The organism is Geosporobacter ferrireducens (assembly GCF_001750685.1).
GTDB lineage: Bacteria > Bacillota > Clostridia > Peptostreptococcales > Thermotaleaceae > Geosporobacter > Geosporobacter ferrireducens.
Window position 1 is genome coordinate 1,446,978 of the sequence record NZ_CP017269.1, and the last position, 24,050, is coordinate 1,471,027.

The window sequence follows — 24,050 nt, forward strand, 5'->3', positions numbered from 1 at the left end:
AATAGAGAAAACTTTAAAAGCAGAGATGAATTTCTAAATAATTAGAAATTCATCTCTGCTTTTAAAGGGAGATAGAACAGAAATGCGCAAAGGATTTCCTCTTTTTTCTATTCTTTTTACTTATTGCCGACTGCAAATACCCCTACTGCATAGATGTATAAACAAATGCTTATACCTAATCGCTTTATATCTTTTTATCATTTCTAAGATATTAGAAATGATAAAACAGATTTCTAAAATTTTAGAAACTTTATTTCCAAAATGTCTTTTTATTGCTTTAGTTTATTATACAGTGTTGCTAAAGATATCCCTAAGGCTTCAGCAGCCTTCTTTTTCCCTTCTACAGTATCTCCATAAATAAGTATCACTTTTTTTATTTCTGCAATCTCAGTTTCTTTAATAATTTCATCCAGATTTTTTAGTTTCACAAGATTTTTCTTAACCCCTTCTGATTGAATAATTTTGGGGAGATGCTCTTGTCTAATGATATCTTCATCTGTCATATTTATCGCAAACTCTATTGTGTTTTTCAGCTCCCTTATATTTCCTGGCCAGCCATAACTATATAAGAGCTTCATTACATCCTCACAAACATTGACCTGCCTATTTATTTTTCTGCCCATTTCATCTAAAAAATTCTCTATCAGATATTTTATATCTTCCCGTCTATCTCTTAATGGATAAATGTTTATTGGAAAAACAGCAATTCTATAATATAAATCTTTTCTAAAACGATTTTCTTCTATCATTTTTTCAAGGCTTTTATTTGTAGCAGCAATCACTCGAATATCGATTGGAATTTCCTTTAATCCGCCTATACGGCGTATTGTATTTTCTTGAAGGGTTCTGAGCAGCTTTGCCTGCAGGCCATAATTCATTTCCGAAATTTCATCTAAAAATAGCGTGCCTCCATTTGCCACTTCAAACAACCCTATTTTCCCGCCCTTTTTAGCGCCTGTGAATGCGCCCTCTTCATATCCAAAAAGCTCACTTTCTAGCAAGTTGCTGTCAAAAGTAGCACAGTTTACTGCAATAAAGGGTCCATTTTGCCTGTCACTGGCGTTATGTATGGCATTCGCATACAATTCTTTACCTGTCCCGCTTTCTCCAGTAATCAGTACATTGGAATCCTTTTTGGCTATTCTCTTGGCTAAATTCTTTGTCTCTAAAGAATTTTTGTCTATACTAATAATATTCTCGAAGGTATATTTTGCTTTTCCCATAGTCTTCATATATTTTTCTAGTTTTTTTATCATCATATTGGATTGATTTAATGCCTCTGTTAGCTTATAGATATCATTGATCTCATTTAATATAGATATCCCGCCTATGATCTCCCCTTGCTCTATAATAGGCGCCATATTTACAATATACTCTACCTCTCCAACCTTTCTTGGAATTCTCAATAGTTTTTTACCGCTCTTTATGACAGAAGGAAGCTGTGCACCTGGCCGAACTTCTAAAAGTGGTTTTCCCACAATATCGTCAACTTCTACCTTCGTTATTCTGGTATAGGCAGGATTGATATATCTAACGATCGTATCCTGATCTGCAATGAGCACTCCGTCATACAGTGCATCAAATATTTTCTTTTCTAAATAATTCATTCGCATGCCAGTCACATCCCAATATGAAAATTTAATGACAGCTGTGTTCGAAATGATAATGGATTCTTATCCATTTCTTTTCAATTTTGTACTACTTCTTTTATTACACTGTCTTTATTTCTTAATTATACTAAACCCTATTTGGTTATATAGCTTATTCCTAAAGCTTTTTTGCCACAGTGACTTGAAATCACACAGCCGGCATCTGTTATAACTACATTTCCTAAATTAAGCTTATTTTTTAATTCTTGCTCCAGATATATTGCATCCTCTTTTGCAAAGGAATTTACGATGAATACTCTACTGGGATCTATTCTCTCTAAGTCCTTATTTATCTCTTGCAGCAATGAAGCCAGTACTTTTTTTCGGCCCCGCTGTTTATCATACAAAACAATGTTTCCATCAACCAGCTTGGTAATTGGTTTGATCTGCAGCATGCTGCCGACAAGCCCTTGCATTGCTGAACACCTTCCTCCTTTATATAGATACTCGTAAGTATCAATGGTAAAGAAAGTTCTGCCCTTTGGCACTATTTCACTTATACGCTCCGTTATTTCCTTTGCAGATAAACCCTCTCTTTTAAAATCTACTGCTTTCATAACCAGTATTCCCACTCCAGTAGACAAATTCAGCGAATCTATAACATTTACTTTCCCTTTTGGAAATTCCCGGGCAGCCAGCAAAGCATTCTGTACCGTTGAAGACAGTTGGGAAGATAAACCAATATAAACAATATCCTTTCCGGCATCGACAAAAGGTTTAAATGCGTTTAAAAAATCAGAAGGTGTTGGCGCAGCTGTTTTAGGAAGTATGCCCAGCGCATCTACCTTGCTATACAATTCCGCAGTATTCATATCTATACTGTCTTTATAGCTTAACTCGTTGAAGGTAATATATAAAGGTATTACAGAGATGTCATTTTCCGTAAGCATTTCTGTCGACAGATCACATGTACTGTCAGTAAATAGTTTAACATTATTCATTTTACTCTCCCTATAAATATCATTTGTACAAATTGTATTGTTCCATCACCTTTTACACTGATCTAGGACGCTTTCAAGTGTCTATGTTCCAGCAAATATTTTTCTCTACATTCCAAACTGCAAAAATAATGTGTTTTTCCATGCACATCTATTACCGGGTATGCTTTATCCTCTGGAATATATACGTTGCAATATTCATCCTCTACCATTTCTACAAGTCTTTCCCTATGAGCATGAATCTCTTTCACTAAGTCCTTCTTTTCTCCCCATTCACTATCTTTACGCACATTGTCTTTTAATGGACTTACACGCACCGGTATCATCTTTTTAAAAATACGTTTTATAACCAAAGCCAGTGCAAAAATCCATATCAATTGAACAAACACATTCATTCTTATTCCCCCTGACTTCATGACATTTTTATATTAACACTGTTTTCTGCATTTATGCCTTAAACCGATACCCGGAACCCCAAAGGGTTTCAATATACCTGGGATTGGACGGATCCCTTTCAATTTTTTCCCGAATCTTTCTGATATGCACCACTACCGTTGCAATATCGCCCAGTGAATCCCATCCCCATATTTTTTCAAAAATTTCATCTTTGCTAAAGACTCTCTCTGGATTTTGCGCCAAAAGGCACAATAGTTCGAACTCCTTTGTCGTTAGCAGTTTTTCTTCTTGGTCTACATAAACTCTCCTGGAAGCTTTATCAATGTTTAAGCCACCAATAACAATCTGTTCTTTTTTGCCCTCATCTCCTGAGGTTAATCTCTCAAACCTTGAAATATGGGCTTTCACTCTAGCCACCAGTTCACTTGGGCTAAAGGGCTTGGTCATATAATCATCTGCACCTATACCCAATCCCCGTATCTTATCGATATCCTCTTTTTTAGCAGATACCATCAATATGGGAATCTCTTTTTTCAATCGAATCTGTTTGCAGATTTCAAAACCATCCCTGCCAGGCAGCATTAGATCAAGAATAACCAGATCGTAAGGATTCTCCAATGCCTTTTTTAGCCCTTCATCCCCCGTAGTCTCTATATCAACTTTGAATTGATTGATTTCTAAATAATCCTTTTGCAACTCTGCAATGCTGATGTCATCTTCAATGATTAGTATCTTTTTCATATAACCCCCTCCTTTGTTACTTTTCTTAAGGTAAAGAAGATACTTGTTCCACAGTGGATTTCACTTTCTATCCATACCTTACCCCCATGCTCCTCAATAATTTTCTTAATAATAGCCAGTCCTAATCCGCTGCCATAGGTATTCATATTTCTCGATGGATCTGCCCGATAAAATTCATCGAAAACATAAGACTGGGCTTCTTTAGAAATGCCTTTTCCATTGTCTTTAAATTCTAAGAGAACATGGTCCTGCAACTCCTTTATGCGGATAAAAATATGGATTTGATCTTGTCCGGCATATTTTATAGCATTATCAATAATGTTCAGAATCACTCTTCTTAAATTATTGCCGTCACCGATGACACTTATTTCTTTGTCAGGATATTCCAAATCCAGCACTACAGCTTTCTTCTGCAGATCAAACTGTAGTTCTTCCCCCATATCTTTTATATAATGGACAATATCAAAAATTTTGAAATCAAAATGATATTTCTGAAGATCTAATTTTGAAAAAAGAAATAGATTATCAATTAATTCATTCATATCTCCGGCTTTCCGATAAATCGTATCAATATATTTTTTCATTTTTTCCGGGGTATCGGCTACACCGTCCCGGATCCCCTCAATATATCCTTTGATAGAAGTAATGGGTGTTTTTAAGTCATGAGATATATGGGTAAGCAGTATCTTTCGATTCTCTTCGTATTGATGCTGCACCTGCAGAGACTTTTTTAACTGCTCCCGCATTCCTTCAAAAGACGAAATTACTGCACCAAACTCATCATTAAAAACATTCTTTATTCGATAATTAAAATTGCCCTCTTTGATTGCATTCGATGCATGTTCCAACTCTTTTAAAGGTTTCATTATACTGTGATATACCAGCAGCGTCAGTATGCCATTTGCAATGATCATGCTCAGGATAGCGAAAATGATAAAAATCGACCGCAGCTTAAAATATTCAGCCTCTAGCGGCACTGTATCAAAAGCCAGATATACACTACCTTCACTGCGATCACTAAAATAAAAATCCTGCAGCCTTACATAAATAATATCCTGCTGTTTATTTAGTGCATTCATCTCATCTGTTGTAATGCCTTTGAACGGCATAAGCTGAATCTGAGCTTGCTTATTCTCTAAAAATTTTGGTACGTATAAAATATCATTATCTTTCCTGACGATTAGCCCTGCATTCTTGAATCCAATTTCATTTTGCATTTTCTCAATGTAACTTGCTTCCATAAATTTGTCCGGATGATCCAGTATTTGGCTATTAACCATCCAAGAAACCCGCTGACTCAGATCCAGCAGCACTTCAACAGGATTCTTGTGTTTCAGTATCTGATAGCCTCCTTCAGAAAGGAATAAGCTGTTCAGCATCATCCCCGCAATAGTCGTCAGAACAATAGGAATTATCAGCATTGCAGCATAGGATAGTCCCAGCCGTTTTTTAATCGTCATCATCCTTTGTACCTCTTTCCATCTATTACGAATTTTCCTCTACCACCTATGATTGTTTCTTTATTCATAATATATTCCTACATATCGTTTTATCCAGCTAATCCCTTCATAAACTCCTCTCCTGTGATCGTCTCCCTTTCAATAAGATATCTGGATAATTCATGAAGCTTGTCAATATTATCTTTTAGAATATTAATGGCTTTCTCATGGGCTTTTTTAATAATATCAAGTACTTCTTCATCAATTTTTGATGCTGTTTCAGGAGAGCACATTAAAGAGGCATCCCCTCCCAAATACTGGTTTGAAACCGTTTCTAATGCCATCATATCAAAATTTTTACTCATTCCCAAACGTGTTACCATCATACGTGCAATCTTTGTTGCCTGCTCGATATCATTAGAAGCTCCAGAAGTGTATGTCCCGAAAATCAGTTCCTCTGCAGCACGACCACCGGTATAGGTTGCGATTTTATTAAATGCCTCTTCCTTCGTCATGAGTACATTCTCCCCCTCGGATATTTGCATGGTGTAACCCAGCGCACCCGATGTACGGGGAATAATCGTAATTTTGTGCACAGGTGCAGATTCCGTCTGTTTTGCCGCAACAATGGCGTGTCCAATTTCATGGTATGCAATAATCTGCTTTTCCTTCGGCGAGATCACAGCACCCTTTCGTTGATAACCCGCAACGACAACCTCTACAGCCTCTTCCAAATCACTTTGTATTATATGCTTACGGCCGCATCGAATTGCTCGAAGGGCACCTTCGTTGATGATATTAGCAAGTTCTGCACCGGATGCACCGGAGCTTGCTCTTGCGATTGCATTGAAGTCAATCTCTTTATCTACCTTTACTTTTTTAGCATGCACCTTTAAAATTGCTTCACGTCCGGCTAAATCAGGCAATTCTACCGGTACACGACGATCAAATCTTCCCGGACGCAATAAAGCCTTATCAAGGGTCTCCGGTCGATTGGTAGCCGCAAGAATCACAACGCCTTTTTCCCCATTGAACCCGTCCATCTCTGTTAGCAGCTGGTTTAAAGTCTGTTCCCTTTCATCATTCCCTCCAATACCGCCATTATCCCGTTTCTTACCAATCGTATCAATTTCATCAATGAATACAATACAAGGAGCCTTTTGCTGTGCCTGTTTAAAAAGATCCCGCACTCTTGCCGCTCCCATCCCTACAAACATTTCCACAAATTCAGAGCCCGAAATTGAGAAAAAAGGTACTTTCGACTCTCCTGCAACCGCCTTTGCCAAAAGTGTCTTCCCTGTACCGGGAGGGCCTACCAGTAAAACGCCCTTAGGCATGCTGGCACCGATATCTTTGTATTTACCCGGATTATGCAAGAAATCTACAATTTCAGTTAAAGCCTCCTTTGCTTCATCTTGGCCTGCAACATCTGCAAAGGTCTTTCCTGTTTGTGCTTCAACATAAACTTTGGCATTGCTCTTTCCAAAGGTCATGGCATTGCCACCCATTCTCTTTTGCATAGAGTTTGCAAAGATCTGCCCAATTCCAATAAATAAAATGATTGGAAAAATCCAAGTCAGTATAAAGTTCATCAACGGTGAATTCTGTTTTGGAATAACCTTAGAAAATTGAACGTTCGCCTTGTGGAGACGATTCACCAGCTCCGGGTCATCCATTCGGCCAGTAATATATATACTTTCCTTATCTTCTTCATCGACAGCTATAAACGCAATCTGATTCTCTTCTATCTCTACAACTTTTACCTTTTCATTTTCAATTTGTGTTAAAAATGTACCATAGTCAACCTGATTAATCTTTTGCTTTAGCACTAATGGAAAAACAAAAGCATTTAAAAGCATCACAATAATCATCGCTGCCATATAATAATAAATAATCGGCTTTTTAGGATCTTTTTCTTCTTTCATGCCATCATCTCCCCCTTCTTCATGTCGATATTCATTCTATTTTTCAATTATAGAACACAAACCTAAACCTCATATAAACAAATTCTTAAATATTTATAAACTTTCGCCAAAAACTCGACAAAATCATTCACCTATTCGGAGATCTTAATTATCAATTAATCGAAACCCGCAGCTAAATTAAAGCCTACTGATAAACATAGGAAATAACCCTGCACAATAATCTTTATACGTATTGCGCAGGGCTATTCTTTTATACTCTTCGTCAGATTCAGTTCGCCCTATTTATTCAAACAGGACTTTTAATGTGGATAAGGAACGAATCATATCTTCTTTTTCATTCGCAAGCATTACCTGTATGGAAGTTCCAAACAGTGTACCTAACATCAGTCTAGACAACATCATAGGCGAAACAAACTTAAATTCTTCTTTGCCGGCAAATTCGCTGGTAATATATTCTTCTATTAAAGCCACGATACTATTGAAAAGCCCATTTTGAAGTTCTTTTAAAGTCTCTGACCAGAGAGACATACTAGTTAAATCAAAAAGAAGTGTGAATAATTCAGGTTTTGTTCTTAACATCTCTTGAAAGTATTCAACTAAAAAGTTTAGTCTTTCCTTTCCTGATTTACCTTTTTTTAAATTTTCTTCAACCTCGCTTAAATATTGTTGAGTCAGGGTTTTTATTATTTCTGAAAACAACCCTTCTTTATTTTTATAATAATAGTTCAATTGACTTAACACCACATCTGCTTCATCTGCAATATCTCGTAATGACACATTGGCATAACCCTTAGAACCGATACATTTTAAAGCTGCTTTCAGTATCCTTTGAGATTGAGTCATATTTTCTAATTCAATAGACATATCCTATTCCTCCCAAATTAATCGGACATCCGTCCAACTATATTGTATAATAAAAAAATTCAAATTGTCAAATAACCTTATGGTTTTTGGATAACAGCCTTAATATTTTGTAATTTATAGAATTCATACACATTTGCTATGCTTTGATTAATTTGGGAATCCTAATATCTTCACCAATTATATACGTATATTAAATCAACTTTCAATCTCTCGTTTTCCCTTAACCCGATTTTTCAAGAATTTAATTATTTTGTTTTCTTTTTTCATCCATTTATTTATGTTTTTCCTTTCCCAATTGTCTGTCATGTCATAAACAATGGGTACCAAAATTAGATTGATTATCATAGAAACACTCAATCCAACTATAAGTAATATTGCCATTGGTATAAACAAAGTATCTCCTCCTGCTGCTAAAGGTAAGAGTCCCAGTACCGTTGTCATAGTACTCATGAGAATGGGCCTAAAACGCTTTGCTCCAGCCACCTTACAAGCTTCTTCAGTAGGAACTCCCTTTAATCTTTCACTATTAATAAACTCAACAAGTACAATGGCATTTGCAAGGGCGCATCCAAAGAGGCTTAGTACCCCCATAAGTGCAAAGAAAGTTATGTTTTGACCCGTTAAATATAGCCCGGCGATACCTGCGGCGGCTCCAAATGGCACTGAAATTAATACAATCAATGGCGTTTTCAAGGAATTAAACTGGAAGATCAGTATCATTAAAATCAGTATTACTGAAAAAGCAGCTGCCTTTCCTATAGAAATCAGTACCTCCATAAAATCTTTTTTCTCTCCTGATTTTTCCATTCTGATATTATCAGGAAAATCTAGTTTTATAATCTGTTTTTCTAATTCTGTTTGAATAGCTATATTGCTGTAACCAGTCACAACAAAGGCGCCTACTGCTCTTCCTCTCTGTCCATCCAATCTGCTAATAGATGAGATTTGTGGTTTTAATGCCACATCTGAGAATTGCTGAACATTGTACTTTGCCCCAGTAGCAGAAGCCTTTACTTTAAAATTCTTTAATCTGTTCTCACTGTCAATATCACTTTCAAGAACAATATTATATTCCTTACCCTGTTGACGGTAAATAGACACATCTCTTCCCATAAGGGCAATGCTCAACTCATTTTGAGCCTCTGCCTTGGAAAGCCCTAATGAACTAAGTATATTGGTGTTCATATCAATATAGTAGTTGTAGGTTGCAACTTCTCTTCCATTATCAATATTTTTTGTGCCTTTAATATTTTTCATAAGCTCTACTATTTTATCTGAAGCATCATTTAAATCATTTAAGTCATCACTATATATTTTCATTTCAACTGGTTTTGATGTGAAAGCAAAAATTCCCAACTCATCTACAATAGCCTTACCACCAGTTACTCTACTGTCAAATTCACCTTGCAAGTATTCCACTATTTCACTGGTATTTTTGAATCTTTTGCTCTTTTTAAGATCAATTTTTACAAATACATCCCCCACATTATTAAACTGTGATCTTGGTAGAACTGAGTAATCGTATCTAGGCACGCCAATCCCAATTCCCGACAAATAGTATCTGGTCTCTGGCTGTTCATCTAAAATATTTTGTATTTGATGAATAACCGCTTCTGTTTTACGAATATCCACTTCATTGTTTCCCATAACCTCTATGGTAATAACATCCTTGTTGGCTTTTCCTATAATTTGAAAATCAATCACCAAAAGAGAACTGATACACACAATCATAAATAAAAGGGCTATTGTAAGCGCTTTTCCCTTACATCTAAATGCCCTTTGAAAGATTTTATCGTACAGGTCTGCAAGTTTTTTTGAAACTTTTCCCTCGGATTTATCAGATTTTCTTAAAAACGAATAGGACATAAAGGGCGTAATCACCATAGAAACCACAAAAGAAATCACGAGACAGGTAATGATTACTGTTGGGAGGCTAAAAGCCAGCTGTCTATATGCACCTGTAAGTGTTAACAGAGATAAGAAACCTGCAACGGTTGTCAACATAGATACAAATACAGGTACTGCCACGTCCTGTGTTCCATTTACTACTGCTTTCAATCGATCCTCTCCATTATCCAGCCTGGTCTGGATCGCATCACTTACTACAACGGAGTTGTCAACCAGCATTCCCAAAACCACGATTAATGCAGCTAGTGACACAAATTGGATATCTATCCCTAAAAGTTTCATAATAATAAAATTAGTAAGTATCACAATAGGTATGACAATTGAAACAACTATGCCGTTTCTAAAATTTAGCCCTAACATAATGACGATAATAACCAGCACAATGGATGCAATAAGATTATTAATAAAATCTTTTATTGCATCATTGACAACATCAGGCTGAAAATATACCTCATTTACTTGTATATTATCTGGAAGTGTAGTTTTGAATTCTTCAACCGTAGTTCGGATAGAATCTCCTAAACCTACTACATTCAAACCCTTATCTAAATACAATGCCAATACAGTCGATTCTTTTTTGTTGAATAGATACTTAGGGATATCATCCGGTGTTTTGATATTGACCTCTGCAATGTCAGATAATTTTAAAATCGCGCCAGTATCTTGAGAGACATCCACGACAATATTTTTAATCTCTTCAATATTCTTAAATTTCCCGCTTGAATTCACTGTAATTTTGCTATTTTCTATATCAATTGTTCCTGTTGGAATTATACTGTTCTGTGCAGAAATAATATTTGCTAATTCTGTAAGGGAAATGCCTATATGATTCAATTTGACACTATTTACAGTAATTTTTACCTCTGATTCCAGCTTACCTGTAATATCAATTTTTTTGACGCCATCTAAGAGCTTAAGTTTATCCTTTAGTTCTTCGGTCCTTTGCGCAAGTTCATCACCAGAAACCCCTTCTCCTGTAACTGTAAACAATGCCCCTGCCGTATCCATGATATCCGTCTGAACAACAACCTGTGCTACACCCTTTGGAAGAGATGGTTTTAAATCATCAATTTTTCTTCTCAGCTCTTCAAAGCTTTTATCAACGCGCTCCTGACTTAAATTCATATCTAGTGAAACCATAACTATACTAATATTATCAAGGGTCTGAGAATTGCAGGAATCGAATCCGTCAAGTTTCATTACCTCATTTTCAATCTTTTTTGTCACAAGTTCTTCCATATCCTCTGCGGAAGCACCTGGATATACAACATTTACCGCAGCCACAGGCAAGACAACTTCAGGAAAATTCTGTTTTGGTATCGTTACATATGAATAGATTCCTGAAATCATGAGCATCACCATAACAATAGTTACAAACAAGTGCTTCTCAATGATCATTTCTACAAATCCCTTTTTCATTATTTATCTACCTCTCCCGGTTCTGCAGTTTTCACTATGTCATTTTCCCTTAGAGTTTTTATTCCTTCTGTTACTACGAATAAGCCTTCTTCAAGATTTGAGATTTTTATCAGACTTCCTTTTACATCCTCTACAATAATTTGCTGTCTACTGACTCTATTGTTTTTGCCTACTACATACACATAATCCATACCATCTATATTAAATACACTCTCAATAGGTACAAATTTCCCTTTTTCTTCCTCCTGTAATATAGTAATATCTACAATTTCACCAATGGGAAGCTCTCCTTCAAAGGCAATATCTACAGCATACGTTCGCGTCTGTTCATCGGGATAAAGAGCAATACTATCTATCTTTCCGTCAAGCACATCGTTTATTTTCACTTTACTTTCTTTACTTATTTTCCCATAGTCCTCTGTGGACACCCCGATTGTTACAATCAACTGTTCACTTTTGGCAATAACCACAGGGTATCCCGCTCCTACAATTTCTCCTTTTTTAAAAGCGATATCAAGAACATATCCATCTGCATCAGCCTTTAGCACTGCGTCAGAAATATTTTCCTGCGCACGAGCTTGGGCCGTCTGTACCATTGCTATATTGGCTGAAGCTATTTGAATATCTTTTTCCTTATTTTGCTTTAAATTCTCAAAATCTTTCTTTACAGTTTCATAGTATCCAAGTAATCCTTCATACTCTGATTCCTTAGCTTTGTATTCGGCTACTGCTACTTCCCATTCTTTTTCTGCTAGACTCCCTTGCTTATATAGGGTTTCTAGGGCATCAACACGAGATTTAAAGGTGTCTAAGCCGATTTTTGCTGCCTCAATAGCCGTTTCCATTGTTTTTATATTTATCTCGGTATTTTTTATATTGGTATCATAACTTTCCTTTGTTTTTATTAGGGTATTCTCTGCAATTGCCATATTGTTGCTCTCAATAGAATTAGCATATTGCAAATAAGTAGTGTCTAGTTTTGCAAGAATATCTCCATTTTTAATTTTTTGTCCTTTTCGAACATAAATCTCCTCTATTCTTCCACCTGTTATGAATGAATAATTTTTTGTTTCTTTAGCCTTGACATATCCTAAATAATCAATGCCTACCGGATAATTAGACTGAATAATTTTTTGAACTGTTACTACTTTTCCCTCTTTTACTTCTGTCTGGTTTTGCCCTCCAAATCCCAACAAGCTGAATATAGCAATTGTTACAATGCAAAATAGCAGAATATTTTTTTTACTGATGTTCAAATGATTTACCTCCCTCTTTTTCTAAACTGCTCAAACATATGTCAGTTTTTTATGATTGTTTTTCCTTTCGGTTTTTATAAATGTTGTTCAGACGTCCGTGTTAATTGGTTGAAAAAATAATAAGACTTCTTATTATCATAGTAATAGTCTATTTGCCTTAAAACCACGCAAGTCTTATCCGCCACATTCTATATAAATACATTAACTTTTGTTAAAATACATTGAAATACTATTAGCTTTACGCTGCATAAGGGCTTTTTATAATATTATCCACCAATTTAGCAGAATACAAAATCAAAGCAGCATCAAAACCCATAAATGGAACAAAAAAAACAACTACCCCCTCCCTGTTTATAAACTTCTTTTCTCAAATCGTTGCAAAAACTGTCTCTATTTTCCTTTCTCTTTATACCAAGTTTAATATTTTTCTAATGAATTCTATAGACGGTTTGCACGCATTACTGAAATAATTAAGCCTAAAATTATGATTACAGCAATTATTAATCCAATTTTTAAAACCCCTACGCTTAAAAGATACATTTCCTCTCCTGAACTTGCACTCAGTCCAGACCCTATAATGATTCCTGCTATAATAATGCTTACAGCAAGCAATACGATACTAAAGGCCATCCTGTTAATCCCTTTATTAAAGCATCTTTGAATATTCATTATATCTTTTAATTCATGCTGTAATACTAAATTATCAGTCTCCATTTTTCTAAGAAAATCAAGCATTGTGATGGGAAACGCCTTAAACAGATCTCTATAGTTCCTAATATCTTTCTTCATGTCATGCCTAAACCTTTCGGTGGAAAAAGACTGGTATATTAATTTTTTTGCAATAGGCTTTGCTACAACTAGAGCATTAAGATCAGGATCCAATCTTTCCACCAAGCATTGGAGGCTTCCAAGTGTCTTGGCTATCAATGCAAATTCACGAGGAATCTTTATATGATTTGAAAATGCAATATTGAATGTTTCATGAAATAAATCTCCAATTTTCATTTTATCTAATGGCAATGTTAAGTATTTTTCAATAATTCTATCTACATCTTTCTCAAACTTCTTTATATCGCTGTGCTTTTCCATTGTATCTAAGTCAATAATTGACTTAACCACCATTCTGCTATCTCTTGAAGTTACCCCGATAAAAAAATCCGTTATCATTCTTTTGCGATTCTCATTCAGGTGTCCTACCATTCCCAAATCAAGAAATACAAGAGTCCCATCCGATGTAATTTGAATATTTCCTGGGTGGGGATCTGCATGAAAAAAACCGTCTCTTAGTATCTGGTTGCATATCGATGCAGCAATTTTCCTAGCCAGCATTTTTCTATCAATACCAGCTATATCCAAGGCTGAACAATCATCCACTCTAATGCCTTCAATATACTCCATGGTAAGGACACTTCTTGTAGTATAAATCCATTTTACTTCCGGAACCTTAATCCCTTCATCCCGACTGAAATTCTGTTTGAAAATCTCAGCATTTTCCGCTTCTTTCCTGAAATCTAATTCGTTTTTTATTATGTTTTCAAATTCAAACACCATTCCACTACAATCGTACAATTTCCCATACTGAGTATGATGATCAACAAAATAGGCCAAGTCTTTTAAAATATTGAGATCAAGGTTAATGATTTTTTCAATCCCTGGTCGCTGAACCTTAACAGCTACTAGTTTTCCCGTGTTGAGCCTTCCACAATGAACCTGGGATATGGAAGCCGCAGCCACTGGCTTCTCCTCGAATTCTTTATAAATATTTTCTAACTCATCTTCGAATTCATTTTCAATTACTGCTCTCACTTCAGAAAATGAAAATGGTGGTACCGAGTCCTGAAGCTTTTTCAGTTCTTCAATAACATCAGACGGGAAAATATCTGGCCTTGTGCTTAAAATCTGACCTAGCTTGATAAAGGCAGGTCCAAGTTCTTCCAATGACAGCCTTAGTCTTTCTCCTGCAGAAAGCCCTATATTGTTAAACTTAGCGTCAGTATCGGAAATCTCCCTTTTAAGCTTGAGATACTTAAAAATCCCAAGCTGATCCATCAATAAACCAAAACCGTGCTTAGAAAAAACCATTATAATTTCCTTGTACCTTTTGATGCTAAATCCTCTGCTAATCATCCTATTCTTCCCGCCCTATCATTAGTGGTTTTATTGAAAGGTTAACTCATACTAGTTATTATTTTAATCAATTGATTTCATCTTCTGTAATAATATTTTTCTTTGTTGCTACATTCAAATGACTCAAAGCTTCTCTAACTTCATTCTTAATGAGCTTTTTTAGTTGAATTCTCTGTTCTTCCCCTCTTTTTACTAATTCTTTTGTAAAGTGTTGGGCATCTTTCTTTGCAACTTTTCCTTATTTTCATTTGTTTTGATATCATTTTTACTAAATGCATGGCCTCTAAACTATTGTATCCTTCCAAACCTATAATTAATTCGGACGTTCGTTTTAGTTGTATCTTAGCACAAGACTTATGTTTTGTCAAGGTTTATTAGGCTTAGCAAAGTATTCATAGACAAGGGGACGGTTCTCTTGTCTATGCTCTTCTAAGTACTTCGATTACTTTTTCTTTATTTAAACTTGTATCATAAAAATACTAGACCCAAATGTGGTGCAGTAAATTCTTTCGAAATCCCCTTGAAATATACTCCACTGTAAATTATGCAGTATAGCGTCGTTAAATCATAAAATAAAAATACCGTAAAATTCATTTCTGAATAATACGGCATTGCGCAAGCACATTCATATCTATTATTTGAGTTGCATATATAAAGTATTTGGATAGAAACCAAGCTTCTTATAGAATAGGATTGTCGATTCATTCTCCTGGGATACCGTCACCCCAATCACTTTACAGTTCTTTTCTTTCATCCATTCTATATGTTTAATCATTAGTTCCTTCCCAATTCCATTCCCTCTACAAGTCTCATCCACATGCAGTGAATCAATTTCTCCCTTCCCATCATTTATGGTGGATATGCAGTAGCCAATATATTTATCATCATTTTGGGCAACAGTTATTACCATTGTATCTTTATCAAATACATCGAAAGCCTTCATTCTTTCATCGAAGTCAATAGAATGGTACAAATCCTTGAAATGTTCTGAATTTACCTCATGATACTGCCTGTTTTTCTCCCAAAGGTTTTTGATGATGTTAATTTCGTCATAATTAATATCAAAAATCTTAACCATGGTTGTTTGCCTCCTTCTATAGAAATTTAGCAAGGGCTCTTGAACTAAATGGCCTTTCTTTAAACATCTTGCACAAGTTGATTAAGCCGCTCTAGTAACTAGATAAATTAACAGAAATCAGCTCTGTAATTCCTTTAAAAAATATCTGAATCAAGTCAGGTGCATCCTCACTTGATTCAGGTATATGATGTTCCATTACTCTGGTGCCTTTATCCCATTCCAAAAGGATACTGCTGTTTATTATATAGCATCAACCCTTAATTAGAATAATTCCCCGCTTATTTTTCTTTTCCTCCAAAGCTTCCTAATCATTAGGAAGCCTATTCCCAAACAAATCATTATCAGCAAGGGTGGTTCATTCATCTCTATCCTATCTCCTATATCAAGGGGCTTTTTTGTTTCTAATATTTGTTTTTGCTTCTCTAACATTACCTTTTCCTGGGCCTGATTTTCCAATACTATAAAAGAAGTGAGCGGGCTCATCACATGACTGGTAATGCTGCCTTTTACAAGTGACAAAGATTTTTCGAAATACTGCTCAGGATGCAGCAAATAGCTTCTATACAGAGCTTGGAGCATAACCCCATTCTCCCAGCCCGGTCCTTTGAATTCATCCGGGGTCACATCATAACGATCTTCCAATAATATTATGCTGTCCTGTCCATCATCAGGCAAATAGATATTTCTTCCATCCTCCCCCGTCCATAGTAAAACAGGATTTTGGGGGATTTCCAGAGCAACTTTTCCCTGATCATAGGCTGGCTGGATTTCCAAAGAGTGCTCCATCAACCTTTCTGTATTTTCCAAGTGGTAATATTTAAGCCCCTCAGGGTTTGTAAATCTAAACTCACTGAAATCCTTAGAAAGTATAGTCTTCTCAATTGCATTTGTTACCATGACAAAAATCGGCTCTTCTTCCAAATGCCAGCTATAGTGTTCATACAATATTCTTTTTACCGGAAAATCAGTATAAAACCCGCCTTTAATCTCTGTTCCTTGAAGCTGATCTTCCCAGCCTTTCTGGTATTTAACTCTATTTTCCTCAAAGTTAACCCCAATGATTTCACCTATTGCTTCATGAATTCCCTGTTCTTCAATAAAGTGTTTCACTCTCTGGATATATTCATCGGTATTTTTTTCATTGCCTTTGGAATAATCCAAAAGAAAATAATACTTAGGTTTTCGAATCATACGAGGAAGCTCCGCCTTCATTTCCTTTGTTAGATACTGGATCTGAGGATGGAGAGTCCTATCTCCCGGTTTCCCTGCATAGGTGGCTGAGGTAGCACTTTGGAGAGATAAACGTTCGCTTCCAATCCTAAGCTCTATTGGCGCACGATGGAGGATTTCAAACCCTGTTTTCCGGACCTCATTTCCTAAAAATGGAAATATCTTAAACTCGATTTCATTACCGGACAGATAGGTTAATACCCCCGGGTCCCTATTGCGTATCTTATTCTGTTCATAAATCCAGTTTGCAGCTCGCTTATCGGCAATCATTCCATATTTTTTCTCACCTTCTACATAGAGATAATAATTGCTGATATAGGCTCCCTCCGGTATAGTAAAAATGCTATAAAATTCGCTAAGCTGATCCAGGGTATTTTCTAATTCAAAATTTACCCAACTCCGATATACCTGTTGTTCCGGGTCATATAGGGTTTCGCTTTTGATTTCATTGATCCGTACATCTGTACTTGTATTGGCTTCAGTCCTTCCAAGTACTTCCCTACCACTATATTCTCCAAAGAATATTTCTTCCAATCTCCTCACTTTATCCGGTGAAATCGATAGATTATCCAGCACATAATAATGATATAGGGAAGTAAGATAGGGTGTACTGGTCCTCCCTGTAAAAAAATTGTTCCTTCCGGAATCCATTCCATTGATATGCTTGATGGTTTGAAGTGCCCGGCGTATTCCCGGTCTGTTGACTGAAGGCATTTTTTCTTCCTGATAGCCCCGTTGATAAGTATACTGTAGCGCCTGATTTAGATTTTTTTGATCCTGTCTTACTGTAATCCCAATTATTGTAGGAATCACTAATAACTGCAGGACAAAAATGGCGATAAGCCTTCGTTTATTGTAGAACTGCTGAAGATATCCATAATCTGTCCATAGAGACTGCATATGAAGAAATAGCAATACGATAGGCACCAGCAGCAATATTCCTAATCCAAACACAATAATACCCATCAAAGACAGGGGGATATAGGGTAAAAACACCATAAAGAAGTATAAACTATACCATAGCAGGCACCCCTTTGTCATGAAAATAAACAGCCTTGTTTTTGCCTTCGTAACGGGTGGAATCATGAGCACACCGGTTGCTGCCATATTACACAAATAGAATCCAAAATGAGAGAAATCTCCGAATAGATTCCCTAAGGATTGATTGAGAGTTAAACCCATTAAAGAACCAAGAAAAACCATGGCTCCTATATACTGGTTCCAAAGATTGGATTTTCGTTTTAATGCAATATATAGAATGGTCACAAATAAAAGCAAAAATGCTGCCGAACTTATTACAAATATAACAGGAAACATATATTCAAATGCATGCATCCCTGATAAGCTTCCCATACTCAAAAGATTCATCAATAGATACCAGAAGAGGGGCATAGCGATCATAAAGAAAAAGGGCTTTAAAATAGATTGCATCTGATAGTGCTCTACAGTATTTTCTATAATGAGCAAGGCACCGTGGGCCAGGGCCGGCATAGTAAGGGTTAATGTGGTGATACCAGGAGTTATCCCCATAAGCATATAAGATGGAATCGCAGCAGGAATCATTTCTGTATAAATGAAAAAGTAGGCAATTAAAAAGCAGAAATAGAAAACAAATATGCCGTAGGCAACATAGATTTGCAGTTCTTTTTTTTGTTTCCATCGCAAAATTCCATAAAGGGTAAACCCTAAGCAAACAATCCCCAGCAAGCTCCCAAATACAGTCCAATGAAAAACTTGTTTTTCTGTAAATTCTGTATGTAAGAACCAAAATATCCTTGCAAATATCCCCATCATTAACAACTGTGGAAGGGTTACCGTAAATAGGATAAAAAACGGATTATACAGCTTTTTCATATTTTCCCTCTTTTCTAATCAACTTTTCAAAAAGAACATAAATAATACATAGATAGATCCAGTAAAATAGTACCCCTATAGATTGATGGAGGAATCTTTCTGAAGTGGTACTTTCAACAATAGCCAAATTCAAAATTCCTATAGCTGTAATAATTCTGGATGCATTGGCAAAAATTGTGATCCCATAGGAAAATAAGACAAAACCGAAAGTCATCATATACTTTTTCCCAATACTTTTCACCCTGGATACAAAGGAAAAACCTAGCATACAATAAACAGCAATCCAAAATCTGATACCAGAACATGCTTGATTGATCACCACATTTCCTTGTTGGCTCACAAATCCAAGATCCTGATCATAATAAAATCTAATTCCCAAAGCTTTTTCCACCAAAAATGCAACAGGTTTGATAATAAACAGCAAATCTTCTACAGACCCGTACCGGTAAAGCAAGTATAATCTAAAAGCAGCCCCAATCATACACAGATATAATACGACTAATGCTAACAGCCTAGCTTTCTGTCTCTCCATCCTGTTCATTATCCCCCTCACTTTCTACATACTCTAAAATATCTCCAGGCTGGCAGCGCAACTCTTTGCATATTGCCTCTAAAGTAGAGAAGCGAATAGCCTTTGCTTTATTATTTTTTAAAATAGATAAATTTGCAGGGGTAATCCCAATTCTATTGGCCAATTCCATGGCACCTATTTTGCGTTTGGCCATCATCACATCTAGATTGATAATAATTGCCATGATACCCCTCCTTCTATATGGTATAGTCGTTCTCTACTTTTACTTCTACGGCTTTCCGAAAAACCTCTGCTAAAATAATTGAAAAAAATCCGGCAATCACAAAGATCATCAAAATAATAATGGTGAAAAAAGAATTTAGGAAGAATATTTTGGTTCCATAACAAAACGCAATGGCAAAGGAAAATATGCCCATGTGCTTCAAACTCTTTACATTCTCTATGATGAAGGGATCTTTTCCATTTAATGTGTTAAATATCCTTCGGATTTCTCTTACAATGCCCAGGGCTAATATACCTGTAATTGCTAATAATCCAAGTAGAAAATAGTACATCCTTTCGTCCCTGCTGCCATGGACATGAGCCAGATACCATCGTACAGAGACAGGCAGTGAGAGCAGTATTCCAATCCCGCTAAGAAAGATTAAATCCAGTAAAATCTTTACAGCCGATGCCAGTGATTTCTCACCGATTATTTTCATTTTCATAACTCCTTTCTATGACCCTCCGAATATATATCTGAATCTATCTTATACGATTTAATCTAATTTTTCAATAATTTTTTATCGTTTTTCAATAATTTTTTATTTCTTATCAATATCAATCCAGACCAGCTAACTGATGTCAAGAGTAAATTTTAAATAACGATTTACTGATAAGGGGCATAGGAATCAGCCCTTTTATTCTGCCGAACTTTTTAAAAGAGCTAAAGTAAAATATTCAGTTTAGCTAATACATTTCTCTAGGCTACTATCTTCACATTAGACCGATGCATTTTCACTTGCTCTTCAGGCGTGATTAAGACAAATGGATTCTCATTTTTAAGTACAGAAAATATGATCCTTACGAGTTTGTTCATCACTGCTCCTAAAGCTTGTTTTTTAGCTTTGATCTGTATCTTTTTGTGATAGTAGTCATAAATAACTTTGTTGACGTACTGCCCGTTAGGGTTTTGTCTAATGGCTACTGTGGCTGCAATATAGAGTGCCTTGCGAATAAATCTAGATCCTCCCTTTGTAAATTTATTCTTTGTCCCAATGAAGTTACCTGATTGTTTAACGGATGGGTCAATGCCACAATAGGCTACAAGCTGCTTAGAACTTTGAAACCTTGCAATGCTTCCAATCTCTCCAGCTATGATAGGAGCTAGATTTTTACCTATACCAGGAATACTACGAAGTAGCTGAATTGCAGGTATGTTGATTGCTAAAGCCTCTATCTTTTTATCTATCAAATCAAGTTGTTCATTAATATGCTTTAAATGATTTGCATAGACAATGATGATTTGTTCATAGGCAGTTAATAGAATTCCAGTCTCCTTCCCTTCCTGTGCACTCTTCAGAATGAGTTCATATTTTTTCGTAGCATAGGCCATAGATGTTCTCGAGGTAGTTCTGACGATTTGAACAATATCATCTTTGGTTCCTTCTAGAAAAGATGTTGGAGACGGATAACGAACTAATAATTCTAGGGATGTTTTACAGGAAATACTTTTAAAAACCTTTGTAAATCCGGGCATAACCTGTTCGATAGCAGCTTTTAACTGATTCATTACACTAACTCTTTGCTCTGAAAGATGATAATGGGTACGGGTTAATATCTTTAGGTTCTCAAGGTACTCATCCTGCATTTGATGTTCTTTTAAGTTCATAAAGAAGTACATCTTTGCAAGTTCCTCAGCGTCTACCTTATCTGTTTTGACTTTCCTAACCGTGGAATTTTTGATAGAATGAGATAGGAGAGGGTTAATTAAATATACCTTCAAGTTATGGCGTGTGAAGAAGTGGACGAGGCGATTTGAATAGTGACCAGTGGATTCTAAGACGATTACTGGTTTCCTATTAAAGGCTTTCTCCACTTTTTCTATTTGGTTGATGACTGAAGCTAGTCCTTCTCCTGTGTTTAAAGCCTTAAATGGTTTGAGATAAGTTTCACCTGTTGGAGAAAGCGCAGCATAGTAGCAAAAGTCTTTTGCCACATCAGCCCCTATTACTGGAAATTCTCCTTTCATATGAAATTCCTCCTTAGTATAGTTTTGGAGGATTATCCATTCCATTCCCTAGAGATTACAGCCTTGCGCGTTAAACGGGAATAAGTGATCCCAACCAGCCAAAACGTATATGCTTTTGAAATGGAATAATAGTCTGAATGTCGGGTATAGAAAATTCTTCCCTGGGACGGTTACATTTATATCCTTCAAAATGCATATACCCTTTTTGATGATTGTTCGGACTTTTAAAATCTTAAAATGAATAATCCTTCTAACTACATATTACAAGGGATGGTTCTTGAATTAAGGTCAATCTCCCTCAAAACTTGAGCCATAATTAATTATTATATTGAAAAAAACTACCCCTTCTATTTATAACAAAAGGAGTAGTAATCAGCTTTAATATTTTGGCCTTTTCCGTTTCTATATCAAGAACTCTAACACATAAGATTCCATAAAATAGACACTCTTCCTTTGTATGTTTTCGCTACTAACCAAAGGAAGAGCCTTTCCAAAACCCTATCCAAAAGTACCGCTACTTGTGGTAAGATTTACCGTATCAATTTTACAATTACTAAGTTCCAAACTAAAAAATCTGATTTACTAAACGGATACTCAATGTTATTAATTCATTCAAATTTCTTTAACTCCTAACTTTCTTAACATTCCTTGCAATTCCTGAATATCTACATTTTTTACGCTGCTATTGTTTTTAATCGCCAGAGATGCTGCTGCTCCTGCTGCTGTTGCAATATTCATAATCGAACCTAAAGCCCTAAATGCTCCAAAAGCTACATCATCTGCTGCTATACATTTACCATTGGCTATTACATTATCTAACGTTTTGGTTAGCATACTTCTATACGGTATTTTATATATCCCATTACCGCCAATCTTTATAAATTCAACACTGGAGTTTTTGTTTGTCCTCACATGCAGATCTACAGGATAGACACCTACAGCAACCGAATCCTTAAAAGTTTTACAGGCTATGAGATCATCTCCTGTTAATTCATACATACCATCTATTCTTCTTCTGTCTCTAACTCCAATTGACGATGCTATACCACTTAAATAAGCGTTCTTACATCCTCTCACATTTTCTTTAATGAACGGAATAATCCTGTTGATTTGCTGACGCAATTCGATCAATGCCATTGAAATATCTTCTATGGACTCATGGTCAATATTCTCACACCTCGTACAATTTATAACAATATCATTTGTACCCGGAACCCTTAGCATGCTCATAATATTACTAGGTAAAATAGAGCTTGTAGTACCTTTTAATATTATATCCTGTATTTCATCTGTTTTGAGTTTATTAAACTCAACGATATTAACTCCGCCCATCTTAAATATTTCAGTTACAGCTTGTTTCTTATCTTTACAGGTTGATACTGTTTTCTCTCTAAGCATATAAATACATTCTGAATTACCCGTGGAATCAATTAGTACTCGTCCATCTATAATCAAATCTTCATATAAATTTGTCAGCGTAATTTGGATATTATTATTACTATTTTCAATTGTTTTTATATTACTACAGAAGAATAATTGAATATTTTCCTTAGCAACCATTTCATCTAATACAATTTTCAAGTATTCGCTGTTGTATCTAACTCTATCAACCTGTATTGCAGGGTTCGATGTCATTGGTATATTGTCCTCAAATAATGCTGCTTCTCTTTTTGCAAGATTATTTATGATTTCTTCTCCAATAGAAGAAACCACTATCTCACCATTCAAATAGGCTCCATTTATTTCTCCGAGCATACTAGCAGTGGCAATGCCGCCTAAACAACTTCCTTTCTCAATCAAAATAACTTTATATCCATTTCTAGCTGCAATAATTGCGCTAATTACTCCTGCCAATCCTCCTCCGACAACAATTACATCTGCAGCATATTTCTTATTTGGCATTTATATGTCCTCCCAATAAGCCCCTCATAATATTCTCTATACAGCACATCAACATAAAAATGAAACTGATCATCAAAGCAATGGTGTGTGTTGATCTTGAGATTTTCAAAACCACCGTTTTGTAAAACATTTGATTTGGTATTGAAATATAACAGCTATATATCAATACTGCAAAAATTAAGAGCATAAATACGTTATTGCCTATATCTATAATTTTTTTTATATTTTCCGATTTATTTCTGACAAACATATCAACAGCTATATGCTTTTTTTCTTTAAAAAGAATAGCTGATCCAAAAATAACAAGCCAAATAAATGATGCACTAGCTAATTCTTCGACTCCAGGAATTGGACTTTTTAAAAAATATCTGAATATGACTTGAATAGCTAAAATAACTGGTATTATAATTGAGGCTGTATAAACGATAATGTAGAACATTCTGATAATTAAACTTTGTATCTTTTTATATATTGAATACATTACATTACTCCTTCCACTTGGAACTATCTTGAACTTTGTGTAATTCCCTATCTTAATATAGTGATTAACTTCAAAATAGAC

18 protein-coding genes are annotated in these 24,050 nt (G+C 35.6%); all 18 read right to left on the minus strand.

Annotation, left to right across the window (positions count from 1 at the left end; all coding sequences use genetic code 11):
- Window positions 1-269: 269 nt before the first annotated feature.
- The 18 genes from Gferi_RS07205 to Gferi_RS07290 all read right to left on the minus strand — a co-directional run bounded on the left by Gferi_RS07205 (window position 270) and on the right by Gferi_RS07290 (window position 23,969).
- On the minus strand, window positions 270-1,613 hold the full coding sequence (locus tag Gferi_RS07205) for a sigma-54 interaction domain-containing protein (protein ID WP_069974976.1): 1,344 nt from the start codon (window positions 1,611-1,613) through the stop codon (window positions 270-272).
- 131 nt (window positions 1,614-1,744) lie between these two features.
- Window positions 1,745-2,590 (minus strand): DegV family protein, encoded by an 846-nt coding sequence (locus tag Gferi_RS07210; RefSeq protein ID WP_069974978.1) that lies wholly within the window; start codon window positions 2,588-2,590, stop codon window positions 1,745-1,747.
- 62 nt (window positions 2,591-2,652) lie between these two features.
- Window positions 2,653-2,982 (minus strand): hypothetical protein, encoded by a 330-nt coding sequence (locus Gferi_RS07215; RefSeq protein WP_069974980.1) that lies wholly within the window; start codon window positions 2,980-2,982, stop codon window positions 2,653-2,655.
- A gap of 52 nt (window positions 2,983-3,034) precedes the next feature.
- Window positions 3,035-3,724 (minus strand): response regulator transcription factor, encoded by a 690-nt coding sequence (locus Gferi_RS07220; RefSeq protein ID WP_069974981.1) that lies wholly within the window; start codon window positions 3,722-3,724, stop codon window positions 3,035-3,037.
- A complete protein-coding gene (locus Gferi_RS07225) occupies window positions 3,721-5,187 on the minus strand; it encodes a sensor histidine kinase (protein ID WP_083273424.1) in 1,467 nt (488 codons plus the stop codon). The genes Gferi_RS07220 and Gferi_RS07225 overlap by 4 nt, the downstream gene beginning before the upstream one ends.
- An 86-nt stretch (window positions 5,188-5,273) precedes the next feature.
- Window positions 5,274-7,088: an ATP-dependent zinc metalloprotease FtsH gene (ftsH, locus tag Gferi_RS07230; protein ID WP_069974982.1), complete on the minus strand. Its 1,815-nt coding sequence runs from the start codon at window positions 7,086-7,088 to the stop codon at window positions 5,274-5,276.
- A 282-nt stretch (window positions 7,089-7,370) separates the two neighbouring features.
- On the minus strand, window positions 7,371-7,952 hold the full coding sequence (locus tag Gferi_RS07235; protein WP_069974987.1) for a TetR/AcrR family transcriptional regulator: 582 nt from the start codon (window positions 7,950-7,952) through the stop codon (window positions 7,371-7,373).
- A gap of 195 nt (window positions 7,953-8,147) precedes the next feature.
- Complete coding sequence (locus Gferi_RS07240; RefSeq protein WP_069974988.1) at window positions 8,148-11,279, minus strand: efflux RND transporter permease subunit; 3,132 nt, start codon at window positions 11,277-11,279, stop codon at window positions 8,148-8,150.
- Window positions 11,279-12,535, minus strand: a complete 1,257-nt coding sequence (locus tag Gferi_RS07245; RefSeq protein WP_069974990.1) for an efflux RND transporter periplasmic adaptor subunit — start codon at window positions 12,533-12,535, stop codon at window positions 11,279-11,281. Before Gferi_RS07245 ends, Gferi_RS07240 begins: the two co-directional genes overlap by 1 nt.
- A 438-nt stretch (window positions 12,536-12,973) precedes the next feature.
- Window positions 12,974-14,662: an ABC1 kinase family protein gene (locus Gferi_RS07250; RefSeq protein WP_069974992.1), complete on the minus strand. Its 1,689-nt coding sequence runs from the start codon at window positions 14,660-14,662 to the stop codon at window positions 12,974-12,976.
- A gap of 634 nt (window positions 14,663-15,296) precedes the next feature.
- Window positions 15,297-15,740 (minus strand): GNAT family N-acetyltransferase, encoded by a 444-nt coding sequence (locus Gferi_RS07255; protein WP_069974994.1) that lies wholly within the window; start codon window positions 15,738-15,740, stop codon window positions 15,297-15,299.
- Window positions 15,741-16,001: 261 nt separating this feature from the next.
- A complete protein-coding gene (locus tag Gferi_RS07260) occupies window positions 16,002-18,824 on the minus strand; it encodes an MSEP-CTERM sorting domain-containing protein (protein WP_069974995.1) in 2,823 nt (940 codons plus the stop codon).
- Window positions 18,808-19,356 carry an exosortase K gene (xrtK, locus tag Gferi_RS07265; RefSeq protein WP_069974996.1) on the minus strand — a complete coding sequence of 183 codons (549 nt, stop codon included), beginning with the start codon at window positions 19,354-19,356 and terminating at the stop codon, window positions 18,808-18,810. Before xrtK ends, Gferi_RS07260 begins: the two co-directional genes overlap by 17 nt.
- Window positions 19,337-19,579, minus strand: a complete 243-nt coding sequence (locus Gferi_RS07270) for a helix-turn-helix domain-containing protein (RefSeq protein ID WP_069974997.1) — start codon at window positions 19,577-19,579, stop codon at window positions 19,337-19,339. Before Gferi_RS07270 ends, xrtK begins: the two co-directional genes overlap by 20 nt.
- 13 nt (window positions 19,580-19,592) lie before the next feature.
- On the minus strand, window positions 19,593-20,057 hold the full coding sequence (locus Gferi_RS07275) for a DUF2975 domain-containing protein (protein WP_069974998.1): 465 nt from the start codon (window positions 20,055-20,057) through the stop codon (window positions 19,593-19,595).
- Between the two features lie 260 nt (window positions 20,058-20,317).
- The gene (locus tag Gferi_RS07280) at window positions 20,318-21,586 is read right to left on the minus strand and encodes an IS110 family RNA-guided transposase (protein WP_069975005.1); all 1,269 of its coding nucleotides are present in this window, start codon (window positions 21,584-21,586) and stop codon (window positions 20,318-20,320) included.
- A gap of 612 nt (window positions 21,587-22,198) precedes the next feature.
- Window positions 22,199-23,488 carry an FAD-dependent oxidoreductase gene (locus Gferi_RS07285; protein ID WP_069975007.1) on the minus strand — a complete coding sequence of 430 codons (1,290 nt, stop codon included), beginning with the start codon at window positions 23,486-23,488 and terminating at the stop codon, window positions 22,199-22,201.
- Window positions 23,478-23,969: a TRAP transporter small permease gene (locus Gferi_RS07290; protein ID WP_069975009.1), complete on the minus strand. Its 492-nt coding sequence runs from the start codon at window positions 23,967-23,969 to the stop codon at window positions 23,478-23,480. The genes Gferi_RS07285 and Gferi_RS07290 overlap by 11 nt, the downstream gene beginning before the upstream one ends.
- Between the last annotated feature and the right edge of the window lie 81 nt (window positions 23,970-24,050).

Excerpts from the sequence above, each read along its gene's own strand:
- Gferi_RS07205 (WP_069974976.1), bottom strand. The coding sequence starts at position 1,613 with ATGCGAATGAATTATTTAGAAAAGAAAATATTTGATGCACTGTATGAC.
- Gferi_RS07210 (WP_069974978.1), bottom strand. The coding sequence starts at position 2,590 with ATGAATAATGTTAAACTATTTACTGACAGTACATGTGATCTGTCGACA.
- Gferi_RS07215 (WP_069974980.1), bottom strand. The coding sequence starts at position 2,982 with ATGAATGTGTTTGTTCAATTGATATGGATTTTTGCACTGGCTTTGGTT.
- Gferi_RS07220 (WP_069974981.1), bottom strand. The coding sequence starts at position 3,724 with ATGAAAAAGATACTAATCATTGAAGATGACATCAGCATTGCAGAGTTG.
- Gferi_RS07225 (WP_083273424.1), bottom strand. The coding sequence starts at position 5,187 with ATGATGACGATTAAAAAACGGCTGGGACTATCCTATGCTGCAATGCTG.
- ftsH (WP_069974982.1), bottom strand. The coding sequence starts at position 7,088 with ATGAAAGAAGAAAAAGATCCTAAAAAGCCGATTATTTATTATTATATG.
- Gferi_RS07235 (WP_069974987.1), bottom strand. The coding sequence starts at position 7,952 with ATGTCTATTGAATTAGAAAATATGACTCAATCTCAAAGGATACTGAAA.
- Gferi_RS07240 (WP_069974988.1), bottom strand. The coding sequence starts at position 11,279 with ATGAAAAAGGGATTTGTAGAAATGATCATTGAGAAGCACTTGTTTGTA.
- Gferi_RS07250 (WP_069974992.1), bottom strand. The coding sequence starts at position 14,662 with ATGATTAGCAGAGGATTTAGCATCAAAAGGTACAAGGAAATTATAATG.
- Gferi_RS07255 (WP_069974994.1), bottom strand. The coding sequence starts at position 15,740 with ATGGTTAAGATTTTTGATATTAATTATGACGAAATTAACATCATCAAA.
- Gferi_RS07260 (WP_069974995.1), bottom strand. The coding sequence starts at position 18,824 with ATGAAAAAGCTGTATAATCCGTTTTTTATCCTATTTACGGTAACCCTT.
- xrtK (WP_069974996.1), bottom strand. The coding sequence starts at position 19,356 with ATGGAGAGACAGAAAGCTAGGCTGTTAGCATTAGTCGTATTATATCTG.
- Gferi_RS07270 (WP_069974997.1), bottom strand. The coding sequence starts at position 19,579 with ATGGCAATTATTATCAATCTAGATGTGATGATGGCCAAACGCAAAATA.
- Gferi_RS07275 (WP_069974998.1), bottom strand. The coding sequence starts at position 20,057 with ATGAAAATAATCGGTGAGAAATCACTGGCATCGGCTGTAAAGATTTTA.
- Gferi_RS07280 (WP_069975005.1), bottom strand. The coding sequence starts at position 21,586 with ATGAAAGGAGAATTTCCAGTAATAGGGGCTGATGTGGCAAAAGACTTT.
- Gferi_RS07285 (WP_069975007.1), bottom strand. The coding sequence starts at position 23,488 with ATGCCAAATAAGAAATATGCTGCAGATGTAATTGTTGTCGGAGGAGGA.
- Gferi_RS07290 (WP_069975009.1), bottom strand. The coding sequence starts at position 23,969 with ATGTATTCAATATATAAAAAGATACAAAGTTTAATTATCAGAATGTTC.